The following is a 785-nucleotide window of genomic DNA, read 5'->3' as shown; positions in this document are numbered from 1 at the left end:
GAATTAACAGAAGCTGGAGAAATGTTTTTAAAAGAAGTAAAAAAAGCGTTCGAACAAATTGATAAAGCAGTAGAAGTTGCACAAAGTGCCCAAAGGGGAGAAGTGGGCTCACTTTCAATTGGTTTTGTAGGTGCGGCGATATATGATATTTTACCATCTATCGTAAGGGAGTATAGAAAGAAATTTCCGAGAGTGTCTGTTGCATTACATGAACTGTCAACACCGGATCAGGTGCATGCACTTCACGATAACCGTATTGATATTGGCTTTTTGCGTCCGCCAATTCCAACGCAATTACTAGAGTTAGAACCAATTCAAAAGCTTTCTTGTACGTTATGTTTACCGAAGGCACATCCACTTGCTGAAAAGGATGAAATACATATTGAAGATTTAAGAGACGAACCGTTCGTATTTATTACGAGACCGGTATGGCCAGCGTTATACGATACAATTTTATCACTTTGCCGCGACGTAGGATTTAGTCCACACATTGTACAAGAAGCAACGGAATATCAAACAGTTATGGGACTTGTAGCGGCAGGAATCGGAATTACGGTAATACCTGTATCGGCGAATAAATTGTATAAAACCGAAGTCGTATATAAAGAGTTATGTGATTCTAATTTTGTTGCAGAAATGTCAGTAGCGTACAAAAAAATGAATACTAATCCAGAACTTTTAGAGTTTTTGAAAATTGCAAGAGAGAAGAAAAGAATAGAAGTTGAGGATGAGATTAATTAATTTGTTAAAAAGTACACCTCGTTAAACACTAAAGCGGAAATGCA

1 protein-coding gene is annotated in these 785 nt (G+C 37.2%); it reads left to right on the top strand.

Going from position 1 to position 785, the window contains the following annotated elements:
* The coding region (locus DN394_RS28690) for a LysR substrate-binding domain-containing protein (RefSeq protein ID WP_149294464.1) at window positions 1-741 on the top strand (741 nt) is incomplete at its 5' end.
* Between the last annotated feature and the right edge of the window lie 44 nt (window positions 742-785).

The sequence above is a fragment of the Bacillus sp. BB081 genome, assembly GCF_008368895.1.
Classification (GTDB): domain Bacteria; phylum Bacillota; class Bacilli; order Bacillales; family Bacillaceae_G; genus Bacillus_A; species Bacillus_A wiedmannii.
This window is presented reverse-complemented; position numbering and strand designations above follow the sequence as displayed.